The organism is Novipirellula aureliae, assembly GCF_007860185.1.
GTDB classification, from domain to species: domain Bacteria; phylum Planctomycetota; class Planctomycetia; order Pirellulales; family Pirellulaceae; genus Novipirellula_A; species Novipirellula_A aureliae.
In genome coordinates this window covers 1-26,312 of the sequence record NZ_SJPY01000010.1, presented here as the reverse complement: position 1 = coordinate 26,312, position 26,312 = coordinate 1, and the positions used below count along the sequence as shown (strand labels likewise).

The following is a 26,312-nucleotide window of genomic DNA, read 5'->3' as shown; positions in this document are numbered from 1 at the left end:
TGATTCATTAGCCGTTTTGGCGATAGCGCATGTCGATTTAATCGTTTAACGCTTAGCCGAAGGCGTCAGCTTTTCCATAAGCGGTCGCCTACGGCTTGACGTTAAACGATAAGTCGAGTCAAACCGATTAAATCGACAGCCCACTAACGCCCTGCTGATTTAATCGTTTAACGCTTAGCCGAAGGCGTCAGCTTTTCCATAAGCGGTCGCCTACGGCTTGGCGTTAAACGATAAGTCGAGTCAAACCGATTAAATCGACAGCCCGCTAACGCCAAAACGGCTAATACGCAGACTGTTTTTCGAGCAATGAACGTAAACGCTTGAAGGCGTAGACGTTAGCAAAACAATTTGCAAGCCCATGAATCATCCATGCCTAGTATTCAAAGCGGAACCAAGTCGGCTCCAGTCGAGATCGAGCGAGCCATTTCAGTGCCAATAAACACGCCGCCCGCGAACCTTCACCTACGCCGTGACGAGACTGGCACGACGCCCTCGTTCAACCAACTTGGACGCCCGAGTCGGCCGACAGGCGATTGAGGCGACGCATTACTTTCCGACATTGAGCCGTTGAAGCAGTCCGAGAACTTTCTTGCTCAGCGGCGTTAGCTTCGTGCGGCTGAACTGATCGCCCAGTTTGCGGATCGCTTCGGCTTGGGTTGGATAGGGGTGAATGGCACTGCCGATCTTGCCCAGTCCAAGCCTACACGTCATGGCAACCGTGATTTCAGAAATCATGTCACCAGCGTTCTCTGCAACGATCGTCGCGCCGACGATCTGATCCGTCCCTTTTTTCGTGTGAACTTTCACAAACCCGTCGTCTTGGCCTTCTAGAATCGCCCGGTCGATGTCGCGGAAGGGCTGGACGTAGGTGTCAATTTCCACGCCTGCTTCCTTCGCTTCGTTTTCGTACACGCCAACATGGGCGATCTCGGGTGACGTATAGGTTGCCCATGGGATCACCAAATCGCTGGCCTTCTTCTTGCCAAACGGTCCGACCGCAAATAGAGCGTTCTGGATCACGATGCGGGCCATGAAGTCAGCCGCATGCGTGAATTGGTATTTCGAGCAAACGTCGCCGGCAGCATAGATGCGTGGATTCGTGGTCTGCAAGTTGTCGTTGACCTTGATGCCCTGCTTGTCGAAATCCACACCCACTGCCTCCAAATTCAAATTTTCAACGTTGGGTGCTCGTCCGACGGCAACCAGTAGTTGGTCTACGGGTTCGTCGTAGCGTTGTCCATGGGATTCGACGGTCAGTCGAATTCCAGCTTCGTTCTTGATAACGAGGTTACGTCCGCAGCAGAGAAATTTCACTCCGTTTCGTTCCATCTGCTTTTGGACAATTGCGGCGGCTTCTCGATCCTCGCGTGGCATGATGCCATGCTCCGATTCCACCAGAAAAACTTCCGAGCCGAGTTGGGCGAACGATTGCGCCATTTCACAGCCGATTGGCCCCGCTCCGATGATGCCAAACCGGCGTGGCAATTCGGTTAGCGAGAAGACCGACTCGTTGGTCAGGTATTCAACGTCATTCAGGCCAGCAATGGGCGGCGCGGCCGCGCGAGCACCGCTGGCGATGACCGCTCGTTTGAAACGGAGTTCGGTGCCACCCACGTCGATCGTGTTGGAATCGAGAAAACCGGCATGGCCAAAGAATACATCGACGCCGAGATCGCGGAACCGACTAGCGGAGTCGTTGTGACTGATCCCAGCACGCAGCTTTCTCATCCGCTGCATTACCGCGGCGAAATCGACGTTGACCTCTGGCACGCCAATGCCGAATTCGCTGCAGTCTCTTGCGATCGCCGCAACACGAGCGGCACTAATGATTCCTTTCGATGGGACGCAGCCCACGTTCAGGCAATCGCCGCCCATCAACTCCCGTTCGACCAGCGCGACGCGTGCGCCCAGCCCCGCCGCCCCGGCAGCCGTCACAAGACCAGCGGTTCCGCCGCCAATCACAACCAAATGGTAGGGGCGACTCGGTGTTGGATTGGTCCACTGGGGAGGATGCACGTTCGCTTCGAGCCGCTGATTGTGTTCGTCGTCTGGTTGAAGCTGCACAAGTTCGGATGCCATCGACATACCGCTTTCAAATTTGAATGAATGATTGTTGAAAAGTTTCAAAAGGAGAGTTCATACGGAGACCGCTGAAGTAAGTGACTGCTATCTCAGTTATCTTAGCGATGAATGTTGTTCTGCGCTGATTTGGCCGTAGCCCAGTGCTTTGTCACAACGAAGAATGAGTCACGATTCTGGCAAGCCCAAAATCAAGCGGTGACAAAACCCTAGGCTACCTCCTTTGCAGCAGACAGGCTGGATGGCGATGATCGCGAAATGGATGCATCCGAGATGCACCCTTCAAGCGTGGTCGCTCGGTGAGTGCCAGAGGATCAAGCACATCCTACTGGCTAAGACATCGTTTCGGAACCTGGATCCCAACGACGCTAAGGGCAAAATCGCGTCAAACTTTGGAACGTTGATTCGGAAAGCTGTTATCATTTGTCATTCGATCTAGCTTGGTACGCTGGTAAGCCAAACGCAACATGCGATTTTCCCGGTCGGAATCACATGATGCTGTACACGCCGCGAGCGTCATATCACACCACTTCCCAACTTGACACACGAGAGAGACACCCATGTCAAATCCGTTCTCAATCCTGTTCGTATCGTTACTGACCTTTCTGTCTGGGCACGCCCTCGGCCAGTCGAGCGACGGCGGCAACGGTCATTCAACCGCCAACGTATCCCCGCTGCTCAACGCGCCGCCTCCTGTGCCGGAGCATCTGCGACAGGCGTTCGATCGAATGGAGGCAGCCAATCGTCGTTCACAAGATGTCTTTCGGCAGTTGTCGGTCGAGCAAATGAACTTCAAGCCGTCCGATGGCACTCACACTCCGCGATGGAACGCCGAACACATGGCCGGAAGGCAGCTGCGATTCTTCTCACAGATCTACCACGCACTTGATTCGAGTATTCCAGTCGTGGATTGGAATCCGCAGCAAATGCCCGCGAACTACGAAGCTCGCAATCCTCGTTGGAGCGGAAAGGACGAAGCACGGGCCATGCAGCGAGTGGATGACTTCTGTCGTCGCTACGCCTACTTGCTAGCAGACATTCAGCTGGACCAGAAGCCTCCCGCAACTTCTTGGAGTTCGCTTGGATCCTTGCTGCGGCAAATGGAGAAGCATTACGACGAGCACACCGCTAACGTCAAGAAAAAGTTTCTGCTACCGGATTGGCCAACCGAATCGTCAGACTGACAAGTCTATGGCGCCGTGATAGACTTGAAAGTGCAAGTCGGGTGTCCGCCAACCCAGGCGATGAATGTGCGATACGAAAGGACGTCCGCGATTTCTGAACGCCATTCAACCGTGCTGCAACTTGTCCGCAAAGCCTAGGACCACATTAAACCCAAGCTAGAGCATTTTGCAAAAAGCCGTAGGCTGCGTGTTTAGTGGCTGTGGCTTCCAGCCGCAGCGTTCTTCTCAACTGGGGCTGGAAGCCCCAGCCACGTCAAAAATCAAAATGCTCTAGTTGTCGTCAATGTGGACAATTTTCGGTTCCGGCTGAGAGTTTAAGACGAACGTCATCATGGCAATGTCGTTGGGATCCTTCCCGGCTGCCCTAGCGCGATTCGCCATTTCACCAGTGAGCGAGAGTTTTACGAGCACACCTTGTTTCTCGCCGATGTGCTTCTCAACGCGTGCCCAAAGGTCATCTGGATAGAGCTTGGCCAAGCGATCGATGTCAAGTGCGCGAAAGAAAATTACCTGGGATAGGTCGATCACCTTCATTTTTTCGGGGCGTTGTTTGTCGATCTTAGCGATTGCCGACCCAGGATCAAAATCACCTTGAATTGCGTCATCATTCACAAAGGACTTGAACGCGGCGATGTCATGCTCAATGAACAGGCTTGCGATGGCACTCAATGCGACGGCCTTGGGCTCCGCCGCCCTCAACGATGCCCCGCAGAACGTTACCATCAGCCATGACACACAAAACAAAACGGTGAAACGCATGTGATTCTCTCTTGTTATTGGGCGAAAAATTGGGGCTAACCGCGTCGCCCCGATTAACGTTGACCACAGAGTAAACGCTATTGGCCGACTGCAGGCGAGTAGAACGGAGTCTTTCGAGTCAACAATGCCCTTCTTCCCGATTTCCTCCTCCTGGGAATTCGAGATATTTGCATTGCCTAGATTCAACAGAAGCAAGATCATGGTGGGTAGGATGTTTCGATGCATTCGCATTTCGCCAAATGAGCTCAACTTTCTCCAAATGGGGTCAGCGATACTTGGTTCCTCCGACGAACGATACGGATCACGACGTCGCCGCGAACGACTCACCACTTCAAAAAAGCCCGACTCGCCTAATCGGGTGCACGCGATTGTTCGCTTTTGCACGGACTAAAATGGACGTTCCGCTGCTATCTCGAATTGCTGATTTACGCTTCCCGACAAGTGAATGTTGTCTGGATTGAGAACAAGCACGGGAGAATCAGGCGATAAACTTAATTCAACAAGGTTCACCCAAATAACATTAGGGCTGGTCGTCAGTTCGAAGAAATACCGTTTCGCATCAAGGTTGCAGACTGTCCGGTACTCTGTGTCGTAGATCGTTCCCACTGTCTTGTAGGGAGCGTTGGACGGCACAGAGGCATTGCGTGCGAGCGAAAAGCTCGTTGCGATCGCTTCTCGTTCATTCCTGGGATTGCGCAATGTCTTCAAGAAATAGTTGGCTCGCACAAAGCGATCTGTCGGATTTACGTTTCCCGGAAGCGGCGTTTGGCGCGTCGCATCCGTAAAATCCCACTTTTCCAACTCGACCAACTGTTCATTGTACGGCGGGTCATTGGTCACCACTCGGTGTTCGGGCCCGTGATAGATCTCAGGCCGCCCATCGACATATTCAATGATGGCCGAATCTCCCGTCACATCTTCGACTGCCAAGTGCAGAGACGATTTGAAACCGGCGTGCTCAACCATAATAGGCTGAATGTCTTCCATAAGTTTCAACGCCTCTTCTACCGTTGCAGCGTTATCGAGTAAGTACTGTCCCCAAACGCCCGCATGGACCCCAGTCTTCTCAGGATCGCGCGGTCCATAGTCGGTGGCAGTTAAGAACAGTAAGTGCATTGCGAATCCCTTCTCATTCAGGCCGTCGACAGAAGCGAGCCCATAAGCAGAGACGATGACCGAACCATAACGTGACGTCCATGTGAGCGGATTCTCGTCCCCGATATCATTTGCTCCAACACGTCCGCCATCTCGAGTGAGTCCCCTTGGAAAGACGTAGAGTCTTGGTTCGGTGGATTCAGCCCAATCCATCGTGCGTCCGGCGACCGTCACCAATCCGTTCGTGTTCCATAGAATACGTGTACACGCAAGCACAGTCGAACCCGAAATCACCAACGCGGTGGCCAAAATCAACCCAAACGATTGCTGAAGGAAACTATCTGGAAACAACATGCAAAATGTTCCATCGGTAGAAGAAATGTTACTCGCACGGATCAACGCCAACGATAACCGCGTCGCCCAAAGTAACGCTGACCACAGAGTAAACGGTCGTGGCCGACTGCGGTTGATCGATTGGTAATCGGATCAGTATGGGAAACGCCGAAAAGGTATTCTAAATCGGCGAACGTTAAAACACGATTGTAGCCGACCGAAGGGAGACACAGCAACCATCGGAAGAAAAAGTGTCCGGTACGAATGGCGTTGTCACAGTGTTTTTGAGGATTTTCCGAGATCGGAAACAGCAGCCAGCGCAGCGTTGAAAACCGCGTTCCTTCGCGGTTTTCAAATTTACTTTAATTGTCACCGATATAAAAAATATTGATCTAGGCCTTGATATAACGGCTTGTTTTGCCGAGGTTTCTTTTTGAACGTCAGATTGCTGATGCACCGAAAACATTCTTTTTGCCCTGCGGTGCCTGAAAACCCTACCCTTCGGTACTTGGGATGAATGAATCAACCCACGGATTCTTCTGAAGAGGCCTAAAAAAGGCAGTCCGCACCCTATGCTCGGTGCGGTCCTGCCCTGAAACGAACGTAACTTCGAGAGTTACATTGTCATAGCGTCTACTGATTGCGATTCTCTCGCATCAGGCGATCTTTGGCGTTCATGTTTCGCTGAACACCATATCGTTTGTCTAAATCGGCGCGCCATTGCTGGTCTGCCATATTGGGCCAATGATCTTCGTCGAACCCTGTTTGGCCTTCGAGCTGTTGCTGGGTGACATTCAAGACCAACACATAGTCGTCTTCGTCGATATCATCGTCGGCCACTTCATCTGGATCCACTTGCACTTTGAATGCTTCAAAAGGAACGGCGAACAACTTGTTACCCATACCTAGGAAGCCGCCGTACGTGACCGCGACATAGCTGACTTTGCCAGTACGCGAATCCATCACGATATCTTTGATCTCGCCAACGCTTTCGCCTTGAGCGTTTTGAATGTTGTAGCCCATCAATTGGCTAACACGGATATTTGCACCGCGAGTTACGCTGTCAAGCTTACCTGCATCCGCACCTGTTCGGGGATTTGTCGCGGTAGTTTGAGCATTGGCGGTGGAAAAGGTTAGTCCGCCGATCGCTATGGTAGCGATGGCGATTTGGAATGCGCGATTCATGAGTGTTACTCTTTTGTTAGAGGGACAGAAAGGTTAATTGTTGGTGGTAATGGAAAATTCGCTGAAGCTCGGTTTCGTTTCAGCAGTTGCAAGAGCTTTCGAACTCCTTGACCTGCTTCTCGGCTTCTTCTTTGGCGATGCCATATCGCTCCTGCACTTTGCCGACGAGTTCTTGACGTTTTCCGTCAACGACATCGAGGTCGTCTTCGGTCAAGTCGCCCCATTTTTGTTGGGCTTGGCCTTTGGCTTGTTTCCACTTGCCCTGGATTTGGTCCCAGTTCATTGCATTGTTCCTTATGTTTCAGACTTGTACTTCAAAAAGAATGCTCTCCCGTTGGAGAACCCATCGGAAGCTAACGCAATTCGCGGGCCAAAACGTGCGGAACACTTCGAGAGTTTTGGCCCGTGCGTCACGGAGCCGAAAGTCTTAGCCCTTGCGCTACCTAATTCGTTGATCGCTCGTCAGCCGGTTGTACGTTACTCGTCCACATCGACGGTAAACCCTTCAACGATTCAGGCAAGCTTCGGGCTAGCCAGCAAAGAGCACCGACAATTAGCGCAGCCGATACAACAACGACAACGAGCCAAACAACGATTCAAAGCACCTTCATTTCTGATCGCGATTCGAGTCGACGGACTGCAAACGTTTCTTGCGTACTGAAACGACAATCGACTGCGGTTCAACACTCTCCACCGCTAATTCCGACGGAACGTTTTTTAGGTGGTCGCCCGTCGTCCAGCGAAGGGTTTGCTGACCGCTAATCTGGTTCGCATCGAGTGAAACAGTCGATGCGGCAGGGTCGAGCATGCCGAAGGCTGGCTGGACACCGGATAACGTGACTTGAACGTGAGTCGGTTTCGGTTCAACGATTTCCAAGTCGGCCGGCAAATTGCGATATTCGATCGGGATGATGTATGTTCGTTGGATCGTGTCGGTATGATATGCCAGTTGAAACCAGAGCAAGATTGCCACAGCGACAGCGACCAGCTTTGTAAGCCAATTTGCAACTTGTATTTGTGGTCGGCCATCTGCACTGGACGATTGCTCAAGAAAATGATTATGCAACTGCTCGGCTACGCTTGCTTGGTCGACGACTTGCAGTTCGCCGTTTCGGCAAAGCGTGACGGTACCTCGCTCCTCGGAAACGACTAAGACCAATGCGTCACTACATTCGGATAACCCCAACGCAGCAGCGTGGCGTGTGCCGCTGCCATGAATTTGGTCGACTCGTTGGCTCAATGGCAGATGCAAGCCGAGGGTTGCGATCCGACCGCTCGCGATCACGACGGCACCGTCATGCCCCGGTGATTTCGGATGAAAAATGCTCAGCAGAAGCGGAAGGCTAACCTCGGCATCCACCGTCACACCGCCGCGCAAATGGCGATCAAGCGGTTCACGACCAGGAAAGACAATCAGTGCTCCGATCCGATCCCTAGCCATCACGGTCACCGCCTCGCTTATCATGTCGATGTGAAGCGAATTCACTTCGGGATTCGACGAATAATGGAACCACCTAAACGTCGTCAATCGCTCGAAGCCGTACCGAATGTCGTTTTGAAAAACAATCACCAGGGCGATAACAATCGCCAACATGCCGTAATGAAACAGCATGGTCGTAAGATAAAGTTCAAGCCAGCGAGCTGTGAGGAACGTCGCAGTCAAACCCACCGTGACGATCCGAAGCGACCGTGAGGCCCGATCGCGCAACCATACAAACGTGACATACAAAAGCACTGAGACAATCGCAACGTCCAGCACGTCCGCGTACCGCAACGGCTCAGTCAACTTTTCAAAGAAAGCTTGCATATTGATCTCAGATCGTCGCTGATCGATCGGGATGCCACATCCCACAGCCAACACTTGTTATGTCAAAGTTTCGGCAGGATCAATCGTTCGCCAGCATGTTCAAGAACAAACGATTCGATCGATGACGCCTGTTCCTCGATCGCATCGTCCGCCGCACGCTGCACCTTTGCATCGGCTCGGCTCGTGAACAACCTCGGCACTCGAACTTGCACCTGCAATCCCACGCTCAAATTTACCGAGGTTTTCCCATCCTCTCCGCGTGCTTCCAGCGTCGTTTCGTAGTGTTGCAAGTTGCCAGCGGGTTGTTTGGACTCCGTGACAATGTTCATCTTGTCCGATTCGACGTCCGCATATTGCCAAAGCACAAGCTCGTTGGTATCCAACGCTGGGTCTGCTAAACTCACCGTGATCTCCTTGACGGCGGCCAAGCTGCTTTTCGACCGCCCCCGAATCGCATTGAGTAGCGGGCGATCATCTTCGCTCGTATCGATCGACACATCGACGACTTTCTCATTGAGTAGAGTCATTCCCGAGCGAGCCACGATCGCATCGGTCGCATTTTTTCGAACCAAAATTTGGCGAAACTTATCAAAATCGCAAGCGATCGTGAATTGGCGAGTCTGGTAGCCCGACGCTAGGTGATCAACGCGCGAGAACACCCACGCCGCGACAGCGACGCAACCGAAAACGCCCGCAGCAACCGCTGCAATAACGATCTTGTTTTTCATATCATCCCAATACCTATCAGCGACAAATCCGTAGCCGCATCTCTCCGAAACATCGATTGTATTCCGGCAAGATCGCGGCCAATGATCATGCCGAAGGCGTTTTAGCAATTAGCCCCGGATCGCGCGAGCGCATCCGGGGTTGGCGATGGAAATCACCTTTTCGCCCCCGAAGGGTGTCGTAGATCTTCCTATGCTCTCTGCGACGTGCTTCGGGGTCGATGGTCTCCGTGGTTCGATGGTCTCTGTGGTTCGTGATCCGGCGGTTCGTGATCCGGCGGTTCGTGATCCGGCGGTTCGTGATCCGGCGGTTCGTGATCCGGCAGTTCGTGATCCGGCAATGTTCGCTGCGTTCGACCGCCGGCTAATCGCTGAAATCCCTTTGGGATAACTGTCTTACAATTCAGGTTCAAACCCGTCCGTAAGAAATACGACTTCTCGAAGAGCCGCTACGGATTGCTTAGTTATCGACTTCTTCCAAGGCATCGGCTTTGCGTTCGCCTAATGCTTCTTTGCGATCCGCCTCCATTTCGCCACGTTCTTCAATCGCATCCGCTTTTGCTTCCGCGGCCTCTTCCACCGCGTCACTCGCGTTGTCGGTGCGGTCACGAAGATTCTCTGCTGCATTCTGCGACGAATCGCGGATGTTTTCGGCTTGCTGCTGCGTTCGGTCGCGGACGGCATCCGCTTCGCGGTCAGTCGGAGAATCATTGCAGCCAATCATGGCGAACGTGCTAAGAGCGAAAGTACAAGCGGCTAGAGTTTTCATCAAAGTGTTCCTACCTGTTCAAGTTAGTGGAGTGCCCTTTTGTTTTTTCGGGGCAACGCGATGGACGAAGCAATGCGATGGACGAAGCAATCCGCGTGCCAAAGAATCGATGAGTTTCGTCAACCATGATCCAGTGCGTACGGTCTGTTCGACTGCGAAGCTCTGGCAAGGCCCGATAAAGTTTGTTGAAGAAAGTTTGTTGAAGCACTCGGGCCGATCGTCCTTCACCATGCCGAAAAAGCTAACAATACAATGGTCGTCCGGTTGTTCGCGTACCTTCGCAATTCGTCGCAAAAACATGGAGTGACAACGCGAAGGGTTGGAACGCAATTTGCGGGTGAGATTCATGAGTTTCATTCGCCCGACTGTTCACCGTTTTTAGTACGGGCTCGAATCCTCTCCCCAAACCAAGGAAGAACCAATGGACGCTCCGAAAATTGGCGACATGTACCGCTGCAAGAAATGTGAGTTTGAAATTCATGTGACCAAAGGTTGCGACTGCAAAGAATGCACGACCGTGTTGAAATGCTGTGGTGAGCCGCTTGAGAAAGTCACCGCACCACCCGTGCAAAACGCCTGAGACGACCTCATAGCGGAAGTCACATGTTCGATAAATGGATCGCCATATCGCTCGACCAACTGGGAATGATTCTGATTTCCAGCTTCGTTGTTTATGCCGCCATACTGCTCTACACTCGAATCGTTGGCCTCCGCAGCTTTTCAAAAATGTCCGCTGGTGACTTTGCGATGACCATCGCGGTTGGATCGCTATTCGGTGCGACCATTTCGAGTCCGAACCCCACGCTACTGATGGGCTTGTTCGCTATGCTGTGCGTGTTCGGCGGTCAATGGCTGCTGGCCAAATTGCGCCGCAAATCGACAGTGCTCAGCAAGCTGGTCGACAATCAACCTTTACTGCTGATGACGCGATCCCAGATTCTGCATGGAAATTTGAAGCGAGCCAACATGACCGAAGGTGATCTGTTTGGCAAACTTCGTGAAGCGAATGCATTTCATTTCGATCAAGTCATCGCGGTCATCTTGGAAACCACTGGCGATGTGTCCGTCATCCACAGCGACCGAGAAACGCCTGACATTTCGAGCCAGATTTTCGACCATGTCATCGGCTCGGAACGATTGAAGTTTCACAAGGATGATAAGACTTCATAGGAGGATTCGCAGAAACAAGTTTACCGCTGTCTAGCGTCCGCGTCCCGATTTGTACGAATCCTGCCTTCTGATGAAAGCTCAATGAGACGCTATTTGGCGGGTCGACGTCCACTGCGGCTGCGACCGACAGCAGATCTGCATTTTTCGCCCAACATTGAATGTGAGAGTATAGCGCACGGCCAACGCTGGAACCGCGACAGGCTCCCCCATCGCTTTAGCCCGGATGATTCATGGGCTTGCAAATTGTTTTGCTAACGTCTACGCCTTCAAGCGTTTACGTTCATTGCTCGAAAAACAGTCTGCGTATTAGCCGTTTTGGCGTTAGCGGCCTGTCGATTTAATCGGTTTGACTCGACTGATTGTTTAACGCCAAGCCATAGGCGACCGCTTATAGAAAAGCTGACGCCTTCGGCTAAGCGTTAAACGATTTAATCAGCAGGCCGCTATCGGCAAAACGGCTAATGAATCATCCGGGCTAGCCGCCGGTATCGATTGGCTTCCATTCGAACTTGTCTCGACGGAGGAAACAATTGGCGGTCGCGGTCCTAAGTCGAGGATCTGTCGTAAGTGCAGACGAATGTACAAGATCGACTAGCAGCGGTTGCTGCGGTTCGGTGAGCTCCACGGTTTCCTCGAGCAAAAACATTGAATCCGTTTTTTCCCCTTTCGCAACCCTATGCGGTTGTTCTTAGTTGCATTCCTACCGCCCGCGTCATAACATGAACTTATCGGGAACACGATTCCACTTAACTCGCCGGAGCTGACAGGCTGCTGTTGTCACCCAAGAGCACGAAGTGCAGGCGGACGTTGCCATTTTTACCCGTGGTAATCGACTTTTGATCGCTGCTGATTCAGCTTGGAAAGCTAAGTAATGGACAGGGCTGGTCACGGTCAATTCTGGACGGTGCCGGGCGCAGGCGTGAACGAGACTTGGACCGCTGGACTCCGTTTCAGTTTTCTAACGTTCGATCCTCCAGAGTCACGATGGACGACAAATCCGGCTCGCTGCGATGCAAAACCAAATTACGATAGCATTCTACAGCACGCACCGCCTGATAACGCTGCCAGGCAGGAGCACCGTTGGCTAGCAAAGATCTCGAGAACTTTAGAACCAAATCCTTGTTCACAGGCAAGTCGTCCACCATGCCGTTGCGAACGCCCATCGCATACCGCCTCAGCCAGCGTGGGAACCAAACCTGATCGTTCTCCCCCAGTCGGTCCCCCAAAACCTCGCGTTCAAACGGAGCGATACTCATGACGACACACTCCTTCAAAAGCGAAAACAGTCACCGGCTGAACACCTGATTCCCCCCTTTTTATCCAGTCACGGGATATTAGCCAAACGACGTGACTGACAGGGGGATAATACTCAAACAGCTTGACTGACAGGGGGATATTGGTAAAACAACTTGTCTAGCAGGGGGATAAGAGTACGATTTCCCCAATATCCCTTAACTATCAAGGGATAACTTAGTAGTTATCCGACTGAGATTGTGTCGCTTGCAAAATCGCGAAGTACAACCGATTGGGATACGCGACGCAATGTTCGGCGTGCTTCTGGCCTCGGTATGCTTAGCAATGTGGAAAGCACAGGTCGACGGTTCGCCAACCTGGTTAGGCTGGGTCGCAATACTCATGCCAGCTATCATCGTCGCCTTGCTGCATAGGCGGTTTCAACTTTCACTACTTGCTGCATGTGCGATTCTTTACGCGATTACGATTGCATGGGGTTTTGTCGGCGGCGTGACCTATTCACTGCACTGGATTCGCACTCCCCACGACTTCTTCGAGCGGAATACTCTTGGCGTTGAACGACCGCTACGCTACGGGCTACTTTCCGCGCAGATATGGCTCCTTGTCGGTGCGGTCTACGTCGCGATTTACGCTACTCTAGTTTGGCTTGTCTCTGAGGTCGCTCTTGACCGTTTTACGAATACCCAAGACGGCGGATAACCATCCGATGAACCGCAGTCGGCCACGAGCGTTTGCTCTGTGGTAAGCTCAAACGGGCCGACGCGGTTATCGTCGGCGTTATCGCATTCGAATTACTTGCACCAATTGCCGTAAATCCATACGAACCGACACGAACTCCGAGCAGTCCAACGCAGGAAGAACATACTCGTCGTTCGTCGTGGCCGATGTGGGTCGCCGCAGGCTGGGTGTTGTTTCTCATCTTGCTTCTACCGGCAATTCCGGGAGTGCGATTGCGGCCGCCTCCCGCCGGCGCGTTTCTTCCCATGAAATTGGTCACTACCACGCTTTCCCTCGTCGCGGCTGGGCTATTGCTTTTCTGGCCACGTCGGCGCGGCTGGCTATTGCTTAACATTCCAATCGTGATCGTGCTCTCTATCGTACAATGGACGGCATGGTCACGGTTTCCCTAACGAACGCTGTTCCGCGGATCGCGGCGCGCGTAAAGAACGCGATAACAATCCGATGAACCGCAGTCGGCCACGACGGTTTGCGGTCATCTAAGCGTTTGCTCTGGCCGACGCGGTTATCGCTGGCGTTCGCCATCAAGGCAGTCGTTACGTGAAAAGATGACCAACACTGCCGACGCATTCATGCTTGCTGCCCGCAACGCCCTGTCGTTCCTCGAAGACGATCGCGGCTTCACACTCACAGAGACCATAGCGCCGCCCCAACTGAGCAGCAATCTCTCGTTCTACAAGGTGACGTACCGCAAGAAGTCGTCGCGTTCTCCAGAGCTATTCGTCTGTCTTGCGACAGCGCCAGTCCGATTAGAACAAGACCTTGAATTCGGACGCGGTTGGCCTCCGGAATACCACAATACGATAAACGCATTCGAACTCCTTGCGATCGAAGCACCCGAACAACGACTGGAATTCACGTCTGGTGTCTACAACGCGTTTGGTGACGTTCAGAAGATGTCGGAACAATACGAGTCGCTCGCCAGCGTCCTGCGGAACCATGGTGGGCGGTTCTTTGCAAATGATGAATCACTCTGGGATTCCGTTCAGCAACTCAGGAAATCCAGAATCCAACAACACGAATATGAGGAAAAATCCCGATCGGCTGAATTGGCTTTCAAGCGGAATGATTGGCAACACGCCGTTGAACTCCTCGATGGTCTGGGTGACAATCGAACACTATTGCAGACGGCACGTCTTGCCTACGCTCGCAAGCGTGCCGCGAAATGATGGCGAACAAAACGTTGCACGCGAGCGGGCGGCAACGTCGGTTTTGAAGTCAACGTCTAACGCGCCCGCCGCGTGAACTTGGTCGTTCTGGCATCCAAAAACTCGTGCTCGTGCTCAGTCGCGCCAGCGACGGTGCTCGTACTCGTGATCGAAACCAGCCCTTATGTCCTCGCAAACATTTGACCACGAACGACTCGACGTTTACCGACTCTCGATCGACTACGTTGCTCGGTCTTTCGAGACATCACAATCGCTGAGCGGTTTGTATCGTCACGCTCGCGACCAATGGCTGCGTGCCGCCCAATCGATTCCGCTAAACATCGCTGAGGGCAACGGCAAACGAAGCCTGAAGGATCGTGCCCGGTTTCTCGACATCGCACGCGGGTCCGCCTTGGAGTGTGCCGCCATCCAAGACGTGCTGCTGAGGACCAACGGAATCAAAGTTCAAGACGATGTCGCGATGAAAGGGATGCTCTATCGGATCGTCGCGATGCTGACCCGAATGGCGATGAAATTCGATGGTGTCGCGGAGTCCGGCGTGGAGTACCATGCTGACATCGATTACGATTACGAGCACCGCTTCGCTGAGCACGAGCACGAGCACGAGCACGACGACGCAGACGAGCCAGAACCAACCCGATGCACGTGAGCGGCGAGGTCACGTTTTTTGAGATTAGAACATTTCTCGTCGCCGCCACGTGATCGTCGGCGTTATCGCATTCGAATTACTTGCACCAATTGCCGTAAATCCATACGAACCGACACGAACTCCGAGCAGTCCAACGCAGGAAGAACATACTCGTCGTTCGTCGTGGCCGATGTGGGTCGCCGCAGGCTGGGTGTTGTTTCTCATCTTGCTTCTACCGGCAATTCCGGGAGTGCGATTGCGGCCGCCTCCCGCCGGCGCGTTTCTTCCCATGAAATTGGTCACTACCACGCTTTCCCTCGTCGCGGCTGGGCTATTGCTTTTCTGGCCACGTCGGCGCGGCTGGCTATTGCTTAACATTCCAATCGTGATCGTGCTCTCTATCGTACAATGGACGGCATGGTCACGGTTTCCCTAACGAACGCTGTTCCGCGGATCGCGGCGCGCGTAAAGAACGCGATAACAATCCGATGAACCGCAGTCGGCCACGACGGTTTGCGGTCATCTAAGCGTTTGCTCTGGCCGACGCGGTTATCGCTGGCGTTCCCCGACTGAGTTCGTGTCGATCGACAATTTGAACCCCTACCGACCAACTGACGGGACGGTCGTCCCCTCACAAGACCAACGCGCATACCGTGCTCGACTGCTTGCCATTGCGTTGATCGTGCTTGCCATCATTCCAATCGGATGCGGGCTCGCCGTTACCTATTCTTTCGCCACCCTTAGTTCTGAGAACTGGCCGGCTACACGAGCACAACAATTCTCTCAGGCTGCTGCATTTGTCGCATTCTGGACCGCTGGGTTTGGCTTGCTTGCGTTTGCTTGGGCTGCACTCTTTGGCGGACGCCGTGGCATGCAACTTGGTGCTGTGATGTGTGGTGGCGTGCTTCCGCTACTTGTCGCGATCTCCGCGTATTACAATCAATGACCCGTACAGCACTGCGGGGAACCATCGGTTGCACGACAGCACGGGTGGATAGAGAATAGGCCATCACAACATCGTTCCCCCGTGCGACGTGAACCGTAACGTTCGTCGGATAAAGATGTTGTGAACAATCCATACCGTTCTCCTAGGCTCGATGAAACGCTCGCAAACGGGTCGCCAGCTACAACTGCGAGATTTAAAGCTCTGATATGCTTCGGTCTCCTTCCTGCTGCGATCATTTTCACCCGTGTCATGGAGGGGTTCACGAGTTCTGTCAGAGGATGGCATCTTACTTATTGGATTCTCGCGGTCGCACCACCTCTTTATCTGACAGTTGCTTGGTTGTTTGCGATCCGCGTTGAACGACACAAAGCACGTGTCGGACGCATTTTACTGCCAGTTGCTCTGTTGCCACTTGTCTTATTGTCGATGTTTGTCTGGTTCCTCACCCTAGGGAGATCCGGCGGATCTGCACTCGCTGGATGGATTGCTATCGATCATTTGCTCTGGCTCGCTGCATCGGTTCCAATCGTTTTATACTTCGTATCTTCTGTTCCTTCCGCATATCGCGTTCATCGGGAGACACTTCAGACAGCCGACGAACCATCCCGTGCACTGCAGGACGGCTAGCGCGTTTACGTAGATAGAAACTCAACCGTCCGTCCGCGGTGACGGGTAACGTTACCCGACTGAACCGACTCTTACCCTCATTCTATACTGAATATTCAAGGCTTCGAGCATGCACAAACACATTCTGCTATTCGGATTCTTTGTTGTGCTTGGCTGTTGTTGCTCTGTGGGTGCGACGCCTCCGCAAATGGGCAATCGCCTATTGCAGATGCAGCGCGACCAGATGTCCGATGCACTTGGGGAGTCTTCTCCAAACGTGATCCCTGCCGACTCTCGCATCTTGCTCGAAGGCACGTCGCGGGACCTTTCTAGATTTCGCTCAACACCGACGAAACGTGACCCACAGCTACAGATCAAAAAAATCGTAAACGCTTTCAATGAGCTCTCCCGCCAAAACCAAAAACTCAAAAAACGTATTGAGGTACTTGAATCGCGATTGAGGGCATGCGAACAAGACGAGAGCCAATCCAACTGAACGGCATCGTGGCGGGTAACCAAGTCGTGAACCGGAGCGACCGGTAGCGCGTTTACAAATGGAAAGTCCTTAGCGATCGCCCGGTTACGACTGCCGTTCGCCGAAAGAAAATCGAAAGATGACCGTTCTACGCGGATTTGCAATTACGATCGCTAGCGGCATTGCCTTCGCTATGTTCGGAGCTGGAGCTGGATACTTCCTTGGTTCCGTCGCTCCAGACTATTACCGAACCGTTTTTCGAATACCACCTGCTGTGTCGATTGACCCAGCCCAAGCCGGTTTAGGACTTGGCGTAACCCAAGGTCTAGCAGGAGGACTCGCAATCGGACTGGTCATCGTCATTTCGGTTGCTTGGTACAATTCACGAATCGGCGTGTCCCAGCCGCCATCAACTTCCGACCGGAACGAGCGAGCGGACCTGCCAATTTAGACGATTGGCGAACCACCCGATGAACCGCAGTCGGCCACGAGCGTTTACTCTGTGGTCAGCGTTAATCTGGCCGACGCGGTTATCGTCGGCGTTCTGGCTGCTGAGTACAGACTCCTGTGTTTCGCAACATCTGCATCGCCGCCGCACTCTTGGTGATTGCTATTGCCGGTGCGCCATTTCTTTCTGTCGCGAAATGGATCGGACATTTTACGTTGACTGTCGACCTCAACATCGCGTCCGAGATCGACATGTCTACAATCACCTACGTCGAATGTCGCAACGGCGAGGAGGCAGATTGGCTATCTAACGATCGATCTGGATATCTCGCCGGATTTAAACCTCCGACTACATCGACCCCGGACAAGCATTCCGTGATCATCACGTGTTCCGGTGATTCTGGCGGATACGGACTCTACGACACATACCACCAACCCAACTTCCTCGTCGTGCAATACCGCTACGTGGATTCAGAGGAGGACGAGTTCGCACGCAAGACACTTGCGATTCCAGCCGGTCGTGGACCACGAAGCACAACGTTGACGCTACCATAAAAGCCAGAACCATGGGATGCACACGGAGGACTCGAAAACGCGTTTTGGCAGTGGTTGCCTTTCCGCTCGTCCCCGGTGATCCCGGCCGTTCTGCCAATCTTTACTCCTTTAGGTTAGGTTCGAAACATCAATGAAGCCAGCCAATGTTACAGTTACGTTAGTGCTCACCGCACTTGTTGCCGTTCTTTCCTTGGGCGGATTGCGGGTTTCTGCGGACGAGTCGAGTACACCAGAGAACACGAAAAGGTCGACTGAAGCCGCTTGGAATTCACTTCTCGGGCGTGAGCCCGAATCGACGCGCGCAATACTAAAGCTTGCCGAAACGCCAGCCGATACAATCGCGTTTCTCGCGGAACGACTGAAGCCGCTTACTCTGACCGGTGATCGGCTGCACAAGCTACTTGAAGACCTGCAGTCATCCCAAGACGTCGTTTGGCGGTCCGCTTATCAAGAACTCCAATACTTCGACCCAAGGCTCGCTCTGAGAATCGACGAACTATTCGAACTTGACACAATGAAACATTCGCCTGGCCGCAATCGGCTGGCTGCGATTTTGATAGGTTGCGGAATTAACAATACCGCCGACTGGAAGTACATTCGATTAAACCCCATTGGTGATGGAAACTTCAATATCTGTTGCAGCAACAATCCTGACACCTGCGGTGCAAACTATTGGGGCGAGCGCGAGATTGGCCTTCTCGGCGGTAAAGGAGAACCGAAAGCCGAATGGACTCGGATCGTTCGGGCGATTTGCCTTCTTGAGCATTTCGGGACGCCCGATGCGATGAGAATCATCAAACAAATGTCCAAGGGGCATCCTGAAGCGCAAGCGACAAGTCTTGCCTCAGCGATTTTGACGAGGAACGCAATGGCAGAACCATCGATTGCACCGGAGTCGGCTACGACGCCAAACGGAATACCAAAATCAATCGGGCCGACCCGGTGAATCGTACCGTTCTGCCACAAAATCCGCTGCGCACAATCGATGCCATCCGAAACCGAGTACGCCAACACTGACTTCGACCTCAAATCAGCTACGCCCTTCGACACTCTCCAACGCGAGCTCGACGAGTCATGCTGTGTTCTGCATTACACACACGGCGGTGACGGCCACTGGCACTCGATCGTCGAATCCTCACACGAAGATGAAAGCGACAATCGCAATGCGGAGCTCGACATCGCTGCAATCCTCGAAGCGGTCAATCGTTTGTCTCCGGTTGCAAAGGCTGAACTCCACGCGTGCTACCTACGCGAATTCAATATTGGCTTTCATTGCTGGGATACTTGGGCGTACATCCACACATTGCCAAACGCGATTGTTCGTGCGATTGCCGACGCCAACTGCTCAATCGCGGTAACGCTTTACCCGATGCGAAATCCAGATGGCACACCCAAAGAATGATCGTCGGACGTTTTCAGATGCGATACAATTTACGCCCAACGTGGCAGAACAAAGCGGTGAACGGGAGCCGCCGATCATGCGGGTTTTGAAATGAGAGTCTTTTGGAGGCGGCCCCGTTACCACCGACGTTCTGCGAATGAGCCAAACGCGTTTATGAGCGTCAAACTCGCGACATGAAAAATGCAGGTATCTTCATATGCGGATTCGTATTTGGTGCTGCTGCATTGCTACTACTCCTCACGATATTGGCTTCTCTATACACACCGCCAACACCGCACCTCAAACCGCCCGCCACGATTACTGTGATCCTCCATCCTCCGTGGAGCGGATACATGGCGGAAACGACAAAAGCAGTGACTATTCCCGCTAAAAGTCAAGACGATGTCTTCCGACGACTTGTTCCCGAGACGTACTACGGAGACGCTAACGATCGAAGCCCGCCGATTGTCGCCGAAGCGATTGTTACCCATCCAGACGAAACGCGAACACGGATACTGGTCAGAGAGGGCGGAAAGAACCCTGCTGTTGTATCCGTCGACGGGATACACTACTTCTACGCCAAAAACGAGTCAGACGTCTTCGCAGGAGCCACTGAAATCATCAGGTTGGTTCGCGAAATAGCTTACGAGCAACAAACCAAAAAGTAGACTGAGCAAATTGCAGAACCATCCCGTGCACCGGAGACGGCAAACTAGCGTTTTTGACAATGAATAACTTTTCCCGCCGTCCCGGTGACGGGCGGCGTTCTGCTACTGAGGATCAAAGCCATTGGCCGTAGCCAAATTCGTACAACTACTTTGGGCCGCATTTTTCGTGCTGACGATTGGGCTTCGAGCTATTGCTTCTGGCAGTCTGCTCGGTGTCTCGTTCGGTGTAGTCTCGGTCGTTTATCTTGTCGCGACGCTGGCCTGTTTGGCCAACTCAAGACTCGGCTGGATCGTCGCACTCGCCGTTCCGATCTTGCCTCTGCTTCGTTGGACACCGATGGTCGTAATAAACTTTTGGATGTTCTTTACGGGACACGAGCTATACCAGGATTCACCAGCGACAATCTTCATCGTCGCGATCAACGCCATCATGTTTGTGCTGCCGGGATTGCTGATATATCTGTGCCTGTTTCTTGATCGCAAACGATTGCTTGCCGCGATGCGACCGCCTGTTACAATCACTGATAGTGCCGATCCGTCAGGCTCGATTGTGCTGGAGACTAGGAGCCCAAATCCCTACACGCCACCTCGCACTTAGTGGCGTGGAAAAGAGCAGAACAATCCGATGCACGGGAGCGGCGAAGTCAAGCGTTTTGGCAATTGAAAACCTCTCGTCGCCGCCCCGTGATCGGTAACGTTATTGGACGCGGCGCTGTCATTGCTCGGACGAATGTTGCTCGGTCGATACGGATACTCGAAACTCACTGGTAAATCGATCGCGATTCAATGGATTGATTGACATTGGCTCCGCTAGACCTGACAATGAACGACACGACCAATCGGGACAATCATGTCACCGACGGGGTCGAAGACCGCAATGACCGTGCTCGAATCCGTCGTACGCACTTCAGGAGCGATTTGGCACGCTGCGGTTACCCAATGATCGGCCAATAACCATGGGTTGAACGGGAGTCGGCCACGACGACTTTCGGCAATCTAAACGGTTTTTTGGGCCGACCACGTTAACCCAAACGTTCCCCGACGATCGTCTTCTCGAGGCACTAGCGTGCAATCCAACCAATCTGCCCACGGCGCCGCGCGTGAAATGCTCGATAGCCTCGGAGTGCTACCTGATGACTAATGGCGAACAAGAACATGATCGCATCATCGCGGAATGCACTGAGACACTCGAGGCTGCTCCTGACGATGTCATGGCCTTGCTCAAACGTGGTCGGGCTTGGCATGAGAAGAGAGGCTACGGCAATGCGATCGCCGACTTCGACGACGCACTAGGTGTGAACGCCGACCGCGTCGAAGTCCCAAGGATCCTCAACGCCCGCGGGCTGGCATTCAGCGACAAGGGTGAACAGGACCTCGCCATCACGGATTTCACCCAAGCGATCCTCTGCGGACCCTCGGAGGAAGGTCTGCCCAAGTTGTACTACAACCGCGGTCGCAGCCTTAACTTTAAGGGAGCGCACGACAGCGCGATCCAAGACTTTACCGAAGCGATTCGTCTCGACCCTCAGCACGCTGACGCCTATGGGATGCGCGGCCTCGCTTGGCAAAACATTGGTGACTATTGCAAAGCAATCGCCGACTACAATCTCGCGATTCGTAACGACCCCGAGTCAGCGGACGCCTATCACAACCGTGGCAACGCCTGGGTATATCGCGGCAAGCTTCGCAAAGCGATCGCTGATTTCACTCAGGCGATCCGGCTCGATCCCAAAAGCGCAACCTCCTACAACAGTCGCGGAAGCGCATGGCGTCGCAAGGGAAGATGGGGCAAAGCTCTCGCCGACCTCGAGCAAGCACTTGAGCTTGAACCTCACTCGGCGGACCGGCGTCGCGTTCTCGCCGCCTATCTCGCGGTCTGCCCGCAGCGTCGCTGCCGCGACGGGACTCGAGCGGTGCAGCTCATGACTGAAGCGTGTGAAATCACGGACTACAAAAACGCGGAACATCTCATCTATCTTGCTGCCGCGTACGCTGAACGAGGCGACTTCCCTTCTGCCATCGCGATTCTACAAAAGGCGCTTCCATTAGCCACTACTGACGATGAAAAAAATGACATTCGGTTTTGCGACGAGCTGTACAAGGCAGGTGAGCCTTGGCGGATGGAATCACCTAGCTGGCGACAGCGCTGGGCTTGAGCCGATTTCTACATTTGACGACGGCAATATTCTTGTATAATTTTGCCTAGGTCTCGCAGTGACGCGATGGAGCATGCCCAGAAGAGCGGGGAACCATGGGTTGCAACGGAGACATCTGAGGCACGTTGTCTAGGGCGGTTCTAGCGCGTGATGGATTTTTTTTGACATTTTATGCACCGATAAAGTGGTGGTTTCTAACAGGTTTTCAACAGCGTTTGATGGTGTCTCACAAGAGTTGGTAGAGTGGCGCATTGGTCGCTTTCAGGCGGGCGATGTATCGCTCTTCGTCGTAAGGCTGTCCCGATTGCCAGCAGCGATAAATGATCCGTTGCCACTTGTAGGCAAGAGCTCGTTTGGCCGTATTGGCCGATTTGCCTTTCGCAATTTGTTGATTGTAATACGCCTTCGCCCATTTGCTTTTGTTAATCGAGAGTCCTGCCATCTCGTGAAATGTTTGCCTAAGGAACTTCGTGTATGCCCAGCGTGCCACGGCGAATTTCCGTTTACCGCTTTGCTCGGTGAGCGGAGCGATTCCACTGGCACACTGTAGACTCTGGGCGGAACTATATCGATTGTGGTCATCGCCCATCGCCGCGATCAGTCGAGCTTGAGTGTTGTCGGCTGGTCCAGGTAGCGACTTGGCGATCGCATAGGCCGGATGCTTTGGAAGCAGTTCTTTGATTGACGCTTCATACTTTCGAATGTGCTTGTTAAGAATTTTGAGCTGCTCGGCGAGCATGACCGCTCTTCGTTGGCTACTACGAAGCGTGACTTCATCGACGGTCAGTGGCATCGCGTCAACAATCATTTTGGCGAACTCGGCCGCCTTACGTTTCATCCCAAGCCCGTGGAAGTAGCTGCGAAGCTTCGTCTCGCCAGCGGCCTGTGCAGCTTGTAGCGTGGGGTACTCGATCAAGAAAGACAGTAAGAACGTTGCATAGGGTTTAGCCGCTTTGAAGCTTAAAACAGCCGGAAAATACTGTTTGAGTAGTGCTGTCAGTTCGTTTGCCAAGTCGGCTCGCGCATCGACCGTACGCCGGCGATCTTCGCTGAGCGTTCCCAGTTCGCGGGTGATCGGCTGGTCTCGCCTGAGCGGCCTGAGTTCGGGAAGACGTTGCTTGAGAAAGCCAGCGAGCCGTTTAGCATCGAGCGGATCGTTCTTGCCTCCTCCGTGGGCGTACGACTTTCGATGGAATGACAAGGCAGCTGGATTGACGGGATAAATAACGATGTCCTCGTGGTCAATCAGTGCGTTGATCAAAGCACCCTTGGAGGCCTCAATGGCGATCAAGAACGTGGCTCCAGGAAAATCCTTTCGCCATAGTTGGAGTTGCTCTGCAATTGCATTTGGAGACTGCTCGAAGTCATCGGCCTGGATTTCTCCACTGGGCTCAATGAGATGGAAGTCGTGTTTAGCATCGGCCCAGTCGATGCCGATGATGATGCTGTTTTTTTGATTCATGAGCTAAATTGATTTGGTTGCAACAGGTGTGTGGAAACGAATTTCGCTTGATGCTGAGAGTTGCACGGCGGCGTCCTTATGGATGGTCTTTTGGTTGAAGGCGTCATCTGAGTAGTCGTTAGGCATCTCCCGCAACTGATCGTGGCGAAGGTCTCCGTTTAGTCGTCTCCGCATAATTGATTAGCGGAACGGCAGGCCGCGAGTATTCGTCCACGATCAGCCAAGCGGTATTCACTCGTCATTCACATTGACGAGTGGTTTCAGGTTAATCAAAGCAAAAAATTTTGCGTCCGCATCTGTTTTGCTTGGCTTTCCCATTGCCTTGAGCTGCGCGACTGGCTCCGGCGTGGTCAAACCATTAGAATGAATGCGGGTGACCATAAGGCCGCGAATTAACGTTTTCGAAGCGGTAAGTCGTTCGCGCGGCCCCGCTGAACCGTACCGTTCCGCAATATATGAATCCGTACGAACCGCCATCTGCGAAGCTGGGCCATGATCGTCACGAGTCTGGGAGGAACGCTTGCCCACACTGTGGGAAGCCGGGGATTTCAAGTATTCGAAGGGCGTTTTTGGGCCCCGCCCTACCTGCGAAGTGCAAGAACTGCGGAAAGCTCATCGGCGTTCCCTACGGCCGAACGTTCTTGGTCGCGTTGCCTATCTTAAGCTTCGTGTTCGTTACTCATGCGGTGCTCCAATATCCACTTTGGATCCATCTCGTGGTGACGTTGTCGCTTTGTCTGGTTCTCACGCCGGTGATGTTCCGCTTGGTTCCGTTGGTCAAACGCTGAAGGCACACCCGACTGATCGTATGGCAATATTGCTTGGTCGCCTGTATACCGATACAATGTTGGTCGGAACCTCGATGGCTCTACGCTATTGATCGCCGCTTCCGAACGGACGGATGCGGAACCATCCGATGAACCGCAGTCGGCCACGAGCGTTTACTCTGTGGTCAGCGTTAGTCTGGCCGACGCGGTTATCGTCGGCGTTCTGCACTACAGGAATCAGCCATGAGCTGGGATGTTTCCATCTTGAAGTTCTCTCAGCCGTACGCAGCGGTTGAGGATATTCCCGATGATGAAGCTCCGCTCCCGCTTGGCTCACAACAGCACGTCCATAGTGCAGTCACCAAACACTTTCCGGGCACCAACTGGAGTGATGCTGCGTGGGGAATATTCGATTCTCCATTTGGGTCGATTGAATTCAATCTAGGCAAAGATGATCCGGCAACCAGCATGATGCTTCACGTCCGTGCGTCAAACGAAATCGTTGCCCCGATTATCAACTTATGTCTCGAAGAGGGATGGAATGCGCTCGACTGCAGCACCGGTGACCTGCTCGAGGCTGCAGACGATCCGACGGCAGGACTTGAAGGGTGGCATGCGTATCGGGATCGTGTCATTGGCGAGTCGTGATCAAAAGAGTAGAAAGTGCAGAACCAAGCGATGGACCGGAGTCGCCGACCGGCCGTTTTATCAATGGATGATCGCTCGCGGCGACCGCGGTCATCGCAATCGTTCGCCGACTGAAATCATGAATCGCAAGACATTCCCAACGCTTGTACTCCTGCTACTTTTATCGCCGCATTTGCTTGCCGATGAAGTGCGGTCTGATCTAGCTCGCGGCGTCTACATCGCCGACGTTAGCGATGATGCGATTGTCGACGCGCCGCAATGGCATGACCAAACTCGTGAGCCGCCACTTTCAATGGTTGCTGCCGTACGCGCTGCGACTGCAAAACTCAAAACTTTGCCAGCCAATTCTGAACCGGTACAATGGGTGTTGCATCGCGTCACTCTTAAACGCAAGGGCAATACCGGCTGGTTCTACATTACAACGTTCCGCAGCAAATTTGTCCCTGATCCACCAGATGGTCGCGGGCGGCTGAGCTCCGGATCAAATCCATACTTGATTCCGCGTGACCTTCGTATTCCGGTGTTGATGGACGGCGTCGTACCCGAGATTGCAGTCAATCGACACACCGACGCAATGCTAAAATTGCTGGATGATTTGGACCTGTAAGAATCCGGCGAACCAGCGGATGCACGTGAGTCGCCGAGTTAAGTTTTTTGAAGTGGTGAGTCGTTCGCGGCGACCACGTGATCCGTATCGTTATCCGACTGAAAACATTTCTCGCATCACTCACCGCCGTACACAACCGAACGCTCAACGGGTGAATCCTTACGCCCCAAGCACTACACGCCATTCCGGTAGCGGCAGATTCTCCGGAGCCCTTTACCTACCTGCGGGTTTCTGCTGGCTTGCCTCACTGGCGTATTTAACGCTCTTTTGTGTGCATGCCTGGGCTTCGATCCAGATGCCGTGGGCGTTTGAAGGCGAACGTGCATTCCGCATTGTGGTTGCTGCATACTCAATTATCGGCTTGGTCCTGTTAGTTTGCGCCACCCTTTCATGCTGGCTCGGATTCAGGGCAAAGAGAGGGAAATGGAAATCATCGGTTGCCATGATTCTGCTGTCGTGTGTCGCATCTTACGCTACCATCTCGGCATCATTTGGCTACCTAATGCGGGTCGCCAACTCGTGACATGCGGATAACCATGGCGTCGCTTTACGCTTGCTTGTCAAGCGTCCTTGCGGCAAGCGAGCCGATACTTCGAGCTCGCGTTAAGCCGCTGAAGCCCGGACCATGCTTGAACTTGGAGTTGACTCCTCCCCTTTTTGCGCGCAACTTTGTGTTGATTTTTAGTGTGTGCACTTCGC

At 53.2% G+C, this 26,312-nt stretch carries 32 protein-coding genes; 20 read left to right on the top strand and 12 right to left on the bottom strand.

Features of this window, described 5'->3' with window-relative positions; all coding sequences use genetic code 11:
- Positions 1–369: 369 nt before the first annotated feature.
- Positions 370–537, top strand: a complete 168-nt coding sequence (locus Q31b_RS28680; RefSeq protein ID WP_197172309.1) for a hypothetical protein — start codon at positions 370–372, stop codon at positions 535–537.
- Positions 538–546: 9 nt separating this feature from the next.
- Here the strand turns inward: Q31b_RS28680 and Q31b_RS25010 are convergent, their stop codons facing one another.
- Positions 547–2,079 carry a mercuric reductase gene (locus tag Q31b_RS25010; RefSeq protein WP_146602409.1) on the bottom strand — a complete coding sequence of 511 codons (1,533 nt, stop codon included), beginning with the start codon at positions 2,077–2,079 and terminating at the stop codon, positions 547–549.
- 560 nt (positions 2,080–2,639) lie between these two features.
- Between Q31b_RS25010 and Q31b_RS25005 the strand changes: the two genes are divergently transcribed.
- Positions 2,640–3,263 carry a DinB family protein gene (locus Q31b_RS25005; protein ID WP_146602408.1) on the top strand — a complete coding sequence of 208 codons (624 nt, stop codon included), beginning with the start codon at positions 2,640–2,642 and terminating at the stop codon, positions 3,261–3,263.
- Positions 3,264–3,533: 270 nt separating this feature from the next.
- Here the strand turns inward: Q31b_RS25005 and Q31b_RS25000 are convergent, their stop codons facing one another.
- Together Q31b_RS25000 and Q31b_RS24995 are read right to left on the bottom strand one after the other, a co-directional pair.
- Positions 3,534–4,022 (bottom strand): hypothetical protein, encoded by a 489-nt coding sequence (locus tag Q31b_RS25000; protein WP_146602407.1) that lies wholly within the window; start codon positions 4,020–4,022, stop codon positions 3,534–3,536.
- 387 nt (positions 4,023–4,409) lie between these two features.
- Complete coding sequence (locus tag Q31b_RS24995) at positions 4,410–5,471, bottom strand: linear amide C-N hydrolase (protein ID WP_146602406.1); 1,062 nt, start codon at positions 5,469–5,471, stop codon at positions 4,410–4,412.
- Here Q31b_RS24995 and Q31b_RS29445 point away from each other — a divergent pair.
- The gene (locus Q31b_RS29445) at positions 5,470–5,598 is read left to right on the top strand and encodes a hypothetical protein (RefSeq protein ID WP_261343885.1); all 129 of its coding nucleotides are present in this window, start codon (positions 5,470–5,472) and stop codon (positions 5,596–5,598) included. The genes Q31b_RS24995 and Q31b_RS29445 overlap by 2 nt on opposite strands.
- Positions 5,599–6,083: 485 nt before the next feature.
- Here the strand turns inward: Q31b_RS29445 and Q31b_RS24990 are convergent, their stop codons facing one another.
- From Q31b_RS24990 to Q31b_RS24975, 4 genes are all read right to left on the bottom strand, one after another.
- Positions 6,084–6,635, bottom strand: coding sequence for a PRC-barrel domain-containing protein (locus tag Q31b_RS24990; protein ID WP_146602405.1), 552 nt, complete (start codon positions 6,633–6,635; stop codon positions 6,084–6,086).
- A 79-nt stretch (positions 6,636–6,714) separates the two neighbouring features.
- Complete coding sequence (locus Q31b_RS24985) at positions 6,715–6,918, bottom strand: CsbD family protein (RefSeq protein WP_146602404.1); 204 nt, start codon at positions 6,916–6,918, stop codon at positions 6,715–6,717.
- Between the two features lie 324 nt (positions 6,919–7,242).
- Positions 7,243–8,442, bottom strand: coding sequence for a diadenylate cyclase (locus Q31b_RS24980; protein WP_146602403.1), 1,200 nt, complete (start codon positions 8,440–8,442; stop codon positions 7,243–7,245).
- Positions 8,443–8,504: 62 nt separating this feature from the next.
- A complete protein-coding gene (locus Q31b_RS24975; RefSeq protein WP_146602402.1) occupies positions 8,505–9,170 on the bottom strand; it encodes a hypothetical protein in 666 nt (221 codons plus the stop codon).
- 190 nt (positions 9,171–9,360) lie between these two features.
- Here Q31b_RS24975 and Q31b_RS24970 point away from each other — a divergent pair, with 190 nt between their 5' ends.
- Positions 9,361–9,558 carry a hypothetical protein gene (locus tag Q31b_RS24970; protein WP_146602401.1) on the top strand — a complete coding sequence of 66 codons (198 nt, stop codon included), beginning with the start codon at positions 9,361–9,363 and terminating at the stop codon, positions 9,556–9,558.
- Positions 9,559–9,627: 69 nt separating this feature from the next.
- On the opposite strand, the gene Q31b_RS24965 is transcribed toward Q31b_RS24970, so the two are convergent.
- Positions 9,628–9,936: a hypothetical protein gene (locus Q31b_RS24965; protein WP_146602400.1), complete on the bottom strand. Its 309-nt coding sequence runs from the start codon at positions 9,934–9,936 to the stop codon at positions 9,628–9,630.
- 421 nt (positions 9,937–10,357) lie between these two features.
- On the opposite strand from Q31b_RS24965, the gene Q31b_RS28675 reads away from it, so the two are divergent.
- Together Q31b_RS28675 and Q31b_RS24960 are read left to right on the top strand one after the other, a co-directional pair.
- Complete coding sequence (locus Q31b_RS28675) at positions 10,358–10,516, top strand: hypothetical protein (protein WP_197172376.1); 159 nt, start codon at positions 10,358–10,360, stop codon at positions 10,514–10,516.
- A gap of 23 nt (positions 10,517–10,539) precedes the next feature.
- Positions 10,540–11,106 carry a DUF421 domain-containing protein gene (locus tag Q31b_RS24960; protein ID WP_146602399.1) on the top strand — a complete coding sequence of 189 codons (567 nt, stop codon included), beginning with the start codon at positions 10,540–10,542 and terminating at the stop codon, positions 11,104–11,106.
- Positions 11,107–12,056: 950 nt separating this feature from the next.
- Here Q31b_RS24960 and Q31b_RS24955 read toward each other — a convergent pair.
- On the bottom strand, positions 12,057–12,362 hold the full coding sequence (locus tag Q31b_RS24955) for a hypothetical protein (protein ID WP_146602398.1): 306 nt from the start codon (positions 12,360–12,362) through the stop codon (positions 12,057–12,059).
- A 286-nt stretch (positions 12,363–12,648) separates the two neighbouring features.
- Here Q31b_RS24955 and Q31b_RS24950 point away from each other — a divergent pair, with 286 nt between their 5' ends.
- The 3 genes from Q31b_RS24950 to Q31b_RS24940 all read left to right on the top strand — a co-directional run bounded on the left by Q31b_RS24950 (position 12,649) and on the right by Q31b_RS24940 (position 14,916).
- Positions 12,649–13,059 (top strand): hypothetical protein, encoded by a 411-nt coding sequence (locus Q31b_RS24950; RefSeq protein WP_231617837.1) that lies wholly within the window; start codon positions 12,649–12,651, stop codon positions 13,057–13,059.
- Between the two features lie 587 nt (positions 13,060–13,646).
- Positions 13,647–14,267, top strand: coding sequence for a hypothetical protein (locus Q31b_RS24945; protein ID WP_146602396.1), 621 nt, complete (start codon positions 13,647–13,649; stop codon positions 14,265–14,267).
- A 163-nt stretch (positions 14,268–14,430) separates the two neighbouring features.
- On the top strand, positions 14,431–14,916 hold the full coding sequence (locus Q31b_RS24940) for a four helix bundle protein (RefSeq protein WP_146602395.1): 486 nt from the start codon (positions 14,431–14,433) through the stop codon (positions 14,914–14,916).
- A 24-nt stretch (positions 14,917–14,940) separates the two neighbouring features.
- On the opposite strand, the gene Q31b_RS24935 is transcribed toward Q31b_RS24940, so the two are convergent.
- Complete coding sequence (locus tag Q31b_RS24935; protein ID WP_146602394.1) at positions 14,941–15,120, bottom strand: hypothetical protein; 180 nt, start codon at positions 15,118–15,120, stop codon at positions 14,941–14,943.
- A 352-nt stretch (positions 15,121–15,472) separates the two neighbouring features.
- Between Q31b_RS24935 and Q31b_RS24930 the strand changes: the two genes are divergently transcribed.
- From Q31b_RS24930 to Q31b_RS24895, 9 genes are all read left to right on the top strand, one after another.
- Complete coding sequence (locus tag Q31b_RS24930; protein WP_146602393.1) at positions 15,473–15,841, top strand: hypothetical protein; 369 nt, start codon at positions 15,473–15,475, stop codon at positions 15,839–15,841.
- Between the two features lie 736 nt (positions 15,842–16,577).
- Positions 16,578–16,943 (top strand): hypothetical protein, encoded by a 366-nt coding sequence (locus Q31b_RS29190; protein WP_231617836.1) that lies wholly within the window; start codon positions 16,578–16,580, stop codon positions 16,941–16,943.
- A 118-nt stretch (positions 16,944–17,061) separates the two neighbouring features.
- Positions 17,062–17,373 carry a hypothetical protein gene (locus tag Q31b_RS24925; RefSeq protein WP_146602392.1) on the top strand — a complete coding sequence of 104 codons (312 nt, stop codon included), beginning with the start codon at positions 17,062–17,064 and terminating at the stop codon, positions 17,371–17,373.
- A gap of 116 nt (positions 17,374–17,489) precedes the next feature.
- Positions 17,490–17,924 carry a hypothetical protein gene (locus Q31b_RS24920; RefSeq protein ID WP_146602391.1) on the top strand — a complete coding sequence of 145 codons (435 nt, stop codon included), beginning with the start codon at positions 17,490–17,492 and terminating at the stop codon, positions 17,922–17,924.
- Positions 17,925–18,054: 130 nt separating this feature from the next.
- Positions 18,055–18,870, top strand: a complete 816-nt coding sequence (locus tag Q31b_RS24915; RefSeq protein WP_146602390.1) for a hypothetical protein — start codon at positions 18,055–18,057, stop codon at positions 18,868–18,870.
- A 39-nt stretch (positions 18,871–18,909) separates the two neighbouring features.
- Positions 18,910–19,326 (top strand): hypothetical protein, encoded by a 417-nt coding sequence (locus tag Q31b_RS24910; RefSeq protein ID WP_146602389.1) that lies wholly within the window; start codon positions 18,910–18,912, stop codon positions 19,324–19,326.
- Positions 19,327–19,499: 173 nt separating this feature from the next.
- Positions 19,500–19,973 (top strand): hypothetical protein, encoded by a 474-nt coding sequence (locus tag Q31b_RS24905; RefSeq protein WP_146602388.1) that lies wholly within the window; start codon positions 19,500–19,502, stop codon positions 19,971–19,973.
- Positions 19,974–20,094: 121 nt separating this feature from the next.
- Positions 20,095–20,571 carry a hypothetical protein gene (locus tag Q31b_RS24900; RefSeq protein WP_146602387.1) on the top strand — a complete coding sequence of 159 codons (477 nt, stop codon included), beginning with the start codon at positions 20,095–20,097 and terminating at the stop codon, positions 20,569–20,571.
- 535 nt (positions 20,572–21,106) lie between these two features.
- Positions 21,107–22,129 (top strand): tetratricopeptide repeat protein, encoded by a 1,023-nt coding sequence (locus tag Q31b_RS24895; protein ID WP_146602386.1) that lies wholly within the window; start codon positions 21,107–21,109, stop codon positions 22,127–22,129.
- Positions 22,130–22,355: 226 nt separating this feature from the next.
- Here Q31b_RS24895 and Q31b_RS24890 read toward each other — a convergent pair whose 3' ends face one another.
- Both Q31b_RS24890 and Q31b_RS24885 read right to left on the bottom strand, forming a co-directional pair.
- Positions 22,356–23,591, bottom strand: a complete 1,236-nt coding sequence (locus tag Q31b_RS24890; RefSeq protein WP_146602385.1) for an IS110 family transposase — start codon at positions 23,589–23,591, stop codon at positions 22,356–22,358.
- A gap of 659 nt (positions 23,592–24,250) precedes the next feature.
- Positions 24,251–24,526: a hypothetical protein gene (locus tag Q31b_RS24885; RefSeq protein ID WP_146602384.1), complete on the bottom strand. Its 276-nt coding sequence runs from the start codon at positions 24,524–24,526 to the stop codon at positions 24,251–24,253.
- Positions 24,527–24,601: 75 nt separating this feature from the next.
- Here Q31b_RS24885 and Q31b_RS24880 point away from each other — a divergent pair, with 75 nt between their 5' ends.
- A complete protein-coding gene (locus Q31b_RS24880) occupies positions 24,602–25,006 on the top strand; it encodes a hypothetical protein (protein ID WP_146602383.1) in 405 nt (134 codons plus the stop codon).
- Positions 24,972–25,613 (top strand): hypothetical protein, encoded by a 642-nt coding sequence (locus tag Q31b_RS24875; RefSeq protein ID WP_146602382.1) that lies wholly within the window; start codon positions 24,972–24,974, stop codon positions 25,611–25,613. Before Q31b_RS24880 ends, Q31b_RS24875 begins: the two co-directional genes overlap by 35 nt.
- Positions 25,614–26,312: the final 699 nt, after the last annotated feature.

What these genes read in the sequence shown, in the direction of transcription:
- Q31b_RS25000 (WP_146602407.1), bottom strand. Translation starts at nt 4,022, where the DNA reads ATGCGTTTCACCGTTTTGTTTTGTGTGTCATGGCTGATGGTAACGTTC.
- Q31b_RS24880 (WP_146602383.1), top strand. Translation starts at nt 24,602, where the DNA reads ATGAGCTGGGATGTTTCCATCTTGAAGTTCTCTCAGCCGTACGCAGCG.
- Q31b_RS24980 (WP_146602403.1), bottom strand. Translation starts at nt 8,442, where the DNA reads ATGCAAGCTTTCTTTGAAAAGTTGACTGAGCCGTTGCGGTACGCGGAC.
- Q31b_RS24960 (WP_146602399.1), top strand. Translation starts at nt 10,540, where the DNA reads ATGTTCGATAAATGGATCGCCATATCGCTCGACCAACTGGGAATGATT.
- Q31b_RS28680 (WP_197172309.1), top strand. Translation starts at nt 370, where the DNA reads ATGCCTAGTATTCAAAGCGGAACCAAGTCGGCTCCAGTCGAGATCGAG.
- Q31b_RS24910 (WP_146602389.1), top strand. Translation starts at nt 18,910, where the DNA reads ATGCCATCCGAAACCGAGTACGCCAACACTGACTTCGACCTCAAATCA.
- Q31b_RS24955 (WP_146602398.1), bottom strand. Translation starts at nt 12,362, where the DNA reads ATGAGTATCGCTCCGTTTGAACGCGAGGTTTTGGGGGACCGACTGGGG.
- Q31b_RS24985 (WP_146602404.1), bottom strand. Translation starts at nt 6,918, where the DNA reads ATGAACTGGGACCAAATCCAGGGCAAGTGGAAACAAGCCAAAGGCCAA.
- Q31b_RS24915 (WP_146602390.1), top strand. Translation starts at nt 18,055, where the DNA reads ATGAAGCCAGCCAATGTTACAGTTACGTTAGTGCTCACCGCACTTGTT.
- Q31b_RS25010 (WP_146602409.1), bottom strand. Translation starts at nt 2,079, where the DNA reads ATGGCATCCGAACTTGTGCAGCTTCAACCAGACGACGAACACAATCAG.
- Q31b_RS24935 (WP_146602394.1), bottom strand. Translation starts at nt 15,120, where the DNA reads ATGAGAAACAACACCCAGCCTGCGGCGACCCACATCGGCCACGACGAA.
- Q31b_RS24965 (WP_146602400.1), bottom strand. Translation starts at nt 9,936, where the DNA reads ATGAAAACTCTAGCCGCTTGTACTTTCGCTCTTAGCACGTTCGCCATG.
- Q31b_RS24925 (WP_146602392.1), top strand. Translation starts at nt 17,062, where the DNA reads ATGACCGTTCTACGCGGATTTGCAATTACGATCGCTAGCGGCATTGCC.
- Q31b_RS24875 (WP_146602382.1), top strand. Translation starts at nt 24,972, where the DNA reads ATGCGTATCGGGATCGTGTCATTGGCGAGTCGTGATCAAAAGAGTAGA.
- Q31b_RS24990 (WP_146602405.1), bottom strand. Translation starts at nt 6,635, where the DNA reads ATGAATCGCGCATTCCAAATCGCCATCGCTACCATAGCGATCGGCGGA.
- Q31b_RS24905 (WP_146602388.1), top strand. Translation starts at nt 19,500, where the DNA reads ATGAAAAATGCAGGTATCTTCATATGCGGATTCGTATTTGGTGCTGCT.
- Q31b_RS29190 (WP_231617836.1), top strand. Translation starts at nt 16,578, where the DNA reads ATGCACAAACACATTCTGCTATTCGGATTCTTTGTTGTGCTTGGCTGT.
- Q31b_RS28675 (WP_197172376.1), top strand. Translation starts at nt 10,358, where the DNA reads ATGGACGCTCCGAAAATTGGCGACATGTACCGCTGCAAGAAATGTGAG.
- Q31b_RS24945 (WP_146602396.1), top strand. Translation starts at nt 13,647, where the DNA reads ATGACCAACACTGCCGACGCATTCATGCTTGCTGCCCGCAACGCCCTG.
- Q31b_RS24890 (WP_146602385.1), bottom strand. Translation starts at nt 23,591, where the DNA reads ATGAATCAAAAAAACAGCATCATCATCGGCATCGACTGGGCCGATGCT.
- Q31b_RS24970 (WP_146602401.1), top strand. Translation starts at nt 9,361, where the DNA reads ATGCTCTCTGCGACGTGCTTCGGGGTCGATGGTCTCCGTGGTTCGATG.
- Q31b_RS25005 (WP_146602408.1), top strand. Translation starts at nt 2,640, where the DNA reads ATGTCAAATCCGTTCTCAATCCTGTTCGTATCGTTACTGACCTTTCTG.
- Q31b_RS29445 (WP_261343885.1), top strand. Translation starts at nt 5,470, where the DNA reads ATGCAAAATGTTCCATCGGTAGAAGAAATGTTACTCGCACGGATCAAC.
- Q31b_RS24950 (WP_231617837.1), top strand. Translation starts at nt 12,649, where the DNA reads ATGTTCGGCGTGCTTCTGGCCTCGGTATGCTTAGCAATGTGGAAAGCA.
- Q31b_RS24895 (WP_146602386.1), top strand. Translation starts at nt 21,107, where the DNA reads ATGACTAATGGCGAACAAGAACATGATCGCATCATCGCGGAATGCACT.
- Q31b_RS24975 (WP_146602402.1), bottom strand. Translation starts at nt 9,170, where the DNA reads ATGAAAAACAAGATCGTTATTGCAGCGGTTGCTGCGGGCGTTTTCGGT.
- Q31b_RS24940 (WP_146602395.1), top strand. Translation starts at nt 14,431, where the DNA reads ATGTCCTCGCAAACATTTGACCACGAACGACTCGACGTTTACCGACTC.
- Q31b_RS24995 (WP_146602406.1), bottom strand. Translation starts at nt 5,471, where the DNA reads ATGTTGTTTCCAGATAGTTTCCTTCAGCAATCGTTTGGGTTGATTTTG.